At 75.8% G+C, this 314-nt stretch carries 1 protein-coding gene; it reads right to left on the bottom strand.

Annotated features, from left to right (window positions below):
- Positions 1-49 precede the first annotated feature (49 nt).
- Positions 50-190: a hypothetical protein gene (locus ADL12_RS55085; RefSeq protein ID WP_167364437.1), complete on the bottom strand. Its 141-nt coding sequence runs from the start codon at positions 188-190 to the stop codon at positions 50-52.
- Between the last annotated feature and the right edge of the window lie 124 nt (positions 191-314).

Here is a 314-nt window from a genome sequence, read left to right as displayed (position 1 = left end):
GCTGGTCGGCGGCTGACCCCGGCCGGGTCGGCGTCCCGCCGGGGTCAGGTCAGCGGCGGGCGCGTCTCCGCCGACTGGGGCAGTCGCGGTGCCGGATCACGGTGGGCTGGCCGACCGAGTTGCCGTGCACCACGGTGGTGTCGTACTTCTCCCCGGGGCGGATCGCCTTGTCGCAGCGCGCGCAGATCATCGTGTGGCCTCCGTCGGGGCGTCGAGGGTGGGGTCGAGGCGGAGTGGGCAGGTGCGATGGTCGGCGGCGGTCTCCGGGCTGCACGGGCTGCCGCACCGGTCGCAGACGCCGCGCACCTCCTGCG

This window comes from Streptomyces regalis (genome assembly GCF_001509475.1).
Lineage (GTDB): Bacteria > Actinomycetota > Actinomycetes > Streptomycetales > Streptomycetaceae > Streptomyces > Streptomyces regalis.
Note: the sequence above shows the minus strand (reverse complement) of the source record. Positions and strands in the feature narration are given on the sequence as shown.